This window comes from Winogradskyella wichelsiae, assembly GCF_013403925.1.
GTDB lineage: Bacteria > Bacteroidota > Bacteroidia > Flavobacteriales > Flavobacteriaceae > Winogradskyella > Winogradskyella wichelsiae.
This window is the reverse complement of record NZ_JABFDJ010000016.1, coordinates 1-4,410: the sequence shown is the minus strand read 5'-3', so window position 1 is coordinate 4,410 and position 4,410 is coordinate 1. Positions and strand designations below refer to the sequence as shown.

Annotated in this window: 5 protein-coding genes; all 5 read right to left on the bottom strand. The window is 31.2% G+C overall.

Features of this window, described 5'->3' with window-relative positions:
- Positions 1-88: 88 nt before the first annotated feature.
- The 5 genes from HM985_RS16775 to HM985_RS16755 all read right to left on the bottom strand — a co-directional run bounded on the left by HM985_RS16775 (position 89) and on the right by HM985_RS16755 (position 3,971).
- The gene (locus HM985_RS16775) at positions 89-337 is read right to left on the bottom strand and encodes a hypothetical protein (RefSeq protein WP_179377366.1); all 249 of its coding nucleotides are present in this window, start codon (positions 335-337) and stop codon (positions 89-91) included.
- An 87-nt stretch (positions 338-424) separates the two neighbouring features.
- Entirely contained in the window at positions 425-808 is a 384-nt protein-coding gene (locus tag HM985_RS16770) for a hypothetical protein (protein WP_179377365.1), read from the bottom strand.
- 253 nt (positions 809-1,061) lie between these two features.
- Positions 1,062-1,964 carry an alpha/beta hydrolase family protein gene (locus HM985_RS16765; protein WP_179377364.1) on the bottom strand — a complete coding sequence of 301 codons (903 nt, stop codon included), beginning with the start codon at positions 1,962-1,964 and terminating at the stop codon, positions 1,062-1,064.
- A gap of 159 nt (positions 1,965-2,123) precedes the next feature.
- Positions 2,124-2,858, bottom strand: a complete 735-nt coding sequence (locus tag HM985_RS16760) for an outer membrane beta-barrel protein (protein ID WP_179336354.1) — start codon at positions 2,856-2,858, stop codon at positions 2,124-2,126.
- Positions 2,859-3,434: 576 nt separating this feature from the next.
- Positions 3,435-3,971, bottom strand: coding sequence for a hypothetical protein (locus HM985_RS16755; RefSeq protein WP_179377363.1), 537 nt, complete (start codon positions 3,969-3,971; stop codon positions 3,435-3,437).
- Positions 3,972-4,410: the final 439 nt, after the last annotated feature.

Genomic DNA, 4,410 nt, shown 5'->3' with positions numbered 1-4,410 from the left:
CTATGATAATAATTACAGAAGTACTTTAGCAATAAATTAATAAGTTTTTACTTGTTTTTTACCACAGTACTTTGTTGTAATGCGTTTTTTATGTTTTTCCGTTTTTGTCTTTTGTAAATAGGTATTCTCCTTTATTATTATAAATACTCAATTGTAAATCTGAATCTTCCAATATTTTTTTGTCAACGAACTTTATTGCTAATTCTAAATTTTCAAAAATGTGAAAAGCCTCTCCTTGTCCAATATGTCTTTCAAAGTCAGTTTTCAATACAATTCCAGTATTAAATTCAACTGCAACAACTGAATGTTTGTTATTTTCTAAAATAGGTGGTTTCATATTTTATTCGTTTCCATAATATTGTTCATTATGATGATTGAATTCCGTTTGCTTTATTTCAGAGTTGTAACGTGTTTTTATTTTCGTTTATTCTATTTTCTTAAATTTCTGTCTAAAATTCGAAAGATTAGTTCCGTCAGAATCATAATCTCTAATTACAAGTTCAGTTTTTGTCAATTTCTCGATTAAATAATTCCGATTTCCTAAATTCAGGATTGAGTCAGTTTTTTTGTATTCAAAACTTATTCCTCCAATTGATTCCGAACCAGTAAAGTCAGATTTCAGTTCGATTATTAGTCCGTCACAAGAGTATTCAAATTCTTCTCCGCTGAACAAATCCGTCCTTTTTGTAGTTCCGTCTTCCAGTTCTTTATGATAGCATTCCCATTTTCCGACCAATTCGTTAGAAACGTTTTTCAAACCAACACCAGAAGTCAGAATCATAATTGAAATCGTAATTATGTGTTTCATTCAGATTGTTTTTTTAGTATTAAATTCCAATTCTAATTATCTTTTTAAATTTCAAAATATTCTTTGTCATCAGTTAATTTCATTGCGATTCTCGATTATCCGCAAATGCATTACAACGGTTTTGTGTATGGTTAGTTGCGTGGTTTAGCAACTAAGTTAGCAAACTTTTACGAACCCGTGAATATTCCGCAGGAATATTCGCAAGTAGGCTAGAACCAAGCAATTAATTATACACGGTGTTACCTGTAGTTTTTTATTTTTTTAATCGTTTGTCAAACCATTCTATTACCAATTCGTTCAATTCCGTTTTATATTCAGAAAAGTAATGGTCTGTCTCAAATTTCCTTAATTCAAAGTCGTAATTAATTTCTTTTAACTTACCAGCTATTTTGTCCGCTTGTTCTGGGTTTACTCTTTTATCGTTTGTTCCGCATAAAATTAAAAGACTGCTATTTTTGTCTAATTCGTCTGCCCAATAAATTACAGAACGTTTCTTTAATTCAGGCTCTCGGTTATTCCAATAATCAGGAATACATTCAGCAAACACTTTCGTTTCCATTTTTGGTCTAAACTTGGCTGTGTCAAATAAATCAGAAGCTCCATTTCCAACAATAGCAGTTTTTATTTTTTCAGATTTCTGAAGAGCTAAATATGTCATCATTCCACCTCTTGACCAACCAAACATTCCAATACAATTCGAGTCTGCTTTTTCAATTTCTTTTACAGTTTCTGTCAAATTCAAAACATCATTAATTTCCGCACCTCCAAATTCGTCTTTTTCACGATAGTTACTTCCAATTATTACATAACCTTGTTCAGCTAATTTGGATGTATACATTATTAAAGTTCCAATGGTTAATTCTGCAAAATCTCTATTTCCACCACGATTGAAAATTACGACTGGATATTTTCCACTTGCTTTTGGCTCAACAATTATTCCTTCAACTTTTAAACTGTCACTTTGATAAGTAATAAAATAGAAATCCAATTTCTTTAAATGCTCAAAATCCGTGTGTAATTCATTGTCTTGAGAAATTCTTTCCCAAATTGGCGTTTTTGAAATATCAACTAATCTTTTCGAGAGTAATTTTCCGTTTTGAGCAAATCCAAAACTTAAAAAAAGGAAGAAAAATATTGATATTAAAATTCTGTTCATTGGTTTGGGTAAATTACAGGTAACGTGTTTGTGTATGATTAGTTGCGTGGTTCAGCAACTAATTTAGCAAACTTTTACGAACCCGTGAAAATTCCGCAGGAATTTTCGCAAGCAGGCAACAACCAAGCAATTAATTATACACGGTGTTAGCATACGTTTTTATATAATTATTCCAATTCCTAAATTCAAAGTTGTCGGTTCTTTTTCATTCTTAAAGTCAATATATTGGCTCAAATCAGAATCAAAGTCATTGTTCTTTATCGAATTGAAATATTGATTAATTCTCAAAAGAATGAATCCTTTCTTTTTTGATGAAAAGGAAAAACTTTTCTTTAACTGAATGTAGGCGCCAAAACTTACTGAATTATAATTATCCTTAATATCATTTTCGTAACTGATAGTTGCATTACTGAAAGTTGGGTCATTTGGGTCAATTATATCAATTTGAGATACGTCTGTTATGGTATCTCCTTTTTCTTTTGCAGATACTAAAAAACTTGTAAATCCTCCAATTCCAAATTGATAAGATTTATCTTGACTGAAATGAAAATTATAGTTTATTGGTATTTGAATTTGACTAATATTTCGATTTCCTTTATTTGTAACTGCACCTATTTTATCTTCGATAGAAAACCTATCTAAATAAAATCCAATACCAAAATCAATTGATGATTTTTCATTAAAAGAATAGTTCCAACTTGGTAAGACAAATGCTCCAATATTAATCGAGGATTTAATTTCAGGACTTCCATCAACATTTGTATCTGTTAGCTCACTGGTTTTTGGCACTGATAATGTTGGTCCGAGAGATAATTGAAATTCAATTTTTTTGTCTTGCGAATAAATTTTGGTTAAAAAACTAACCATAAAAATTAGTAGAATTCTTTTTTTCATTGTTTAATTTGAGTTTTGTGGTAAATGTATGCTAACGGTTACGTATAAGAATAGTGCGTAGTTTGAGTGCGAGGATTTTCCGAAGGAAAATCATAAGCAACCAAACAACGCATTTACTCTTGATTAGGCACTAAACTAAGCATTATTTTTATACAATGTTAGCATGCGTGTTTATTTTTGTCGGACTTATTTTACGAAATAGTTGCGTTTAATTTTTTAGAACCTCGAATTTTTTGAGCATGAGTAAAGTCAGTTGCTCGTTAACTTTGCGTAATGTTTGTTAAAAGTCAGATGTTTTGCGCAAGAGTAAAGTCAGTCGTACGCAACAGTTGCGTTTTGAATTGTCAGAAGTCGGTTGAGTGAGATTTTAAGGAATCTATTTTAAACTATTTTTGAGTGATTTTTATTTTTCCAGAGCTGAGTGAGACATGAATGCTAACGGTCTTGTGTATGGTTAGTTGCGTGGTTTAGCGACTAAGTTAGCAAACTTTTACGAACCCGTGAAAATTCCGCAGGAATTTTTGCAAGTAAGCACGTAAAAAGCAATTAATTATACACGGTGTTGTAGTACGTTTTTTATTCCACTACTACTTTTATTTCTATTGGTTCAAAGGGTTCGCCTTCAATTCCATAAACTGTTCTACAGTTTCCTTTAATCAAAATGCTCGGATTATCTAGCAAATAGGTTTTGTCTATTTTATCCTTTATTTTCAAATCAGATATTTCAAAGATTATTTGGTTTTCCGATTCAGAAATGGTTCCCAAAAGTTTTTTTTCAAATGGCTTTTCCTTTGAGATAGTAAATTCATCGATATATTCACTATCGTCTCCAGTTAAACTAGGTCCTTCGATGAAACGCTTTTTTAGTTCCTGATGAAATCCATTTTGTTCAGCTTTTGACAAAAATGAAATCTCAATGTTATTCAGGTCTTTATAAATTCTAATAGTCTTTTCCGCTTCGATTGGCACAATTCGAATAGTCAATTCAAAGTTGTCATTCGGCTGATACGTTTCTTTGTCAAATTCCAAGTACAGATTGGTATTTTCAAAATCATTTTTTGAGCAACTGAATGCTAAAATCGAAAGCAGAAAAATTGTTAAGGTGTTCTTCATTCTCAAATGTACTACAACGGTTACGTATAAGAATAGTGCGTAGTTTGTGTGCGAGGATTTTCCGAAGGAAAATCAGATGCATGCAAACACACATTTACTCTTGATTTGGTACTAAATTACGCATTATTTTTATACAATGTTAGCGCACGTAGTTTTATGTTTTACTCATAAGTTTATTTCTAAACTCAAAATTTTTAGAGAAACAGAGAAAAGTCCAAAGCAACCGTTGCGTATTGCTTGGCAAAAGTCAGATTTTTAAAACGCAAGAGTAAAGTCAACCGCGCGTAAATTTTGCGTATTCTTTGTCAAAAGTCAGTTGAGTAAGATTTTAAAGAATTGTTTTTAAACCACTTTTACGTAGTTTTTAATTTTTTTGAGCTGAGTGAGCTATGTGCGCTAACGTTTACGTATAAGAATAGTGCGTAGTTTGTGTGCGAGG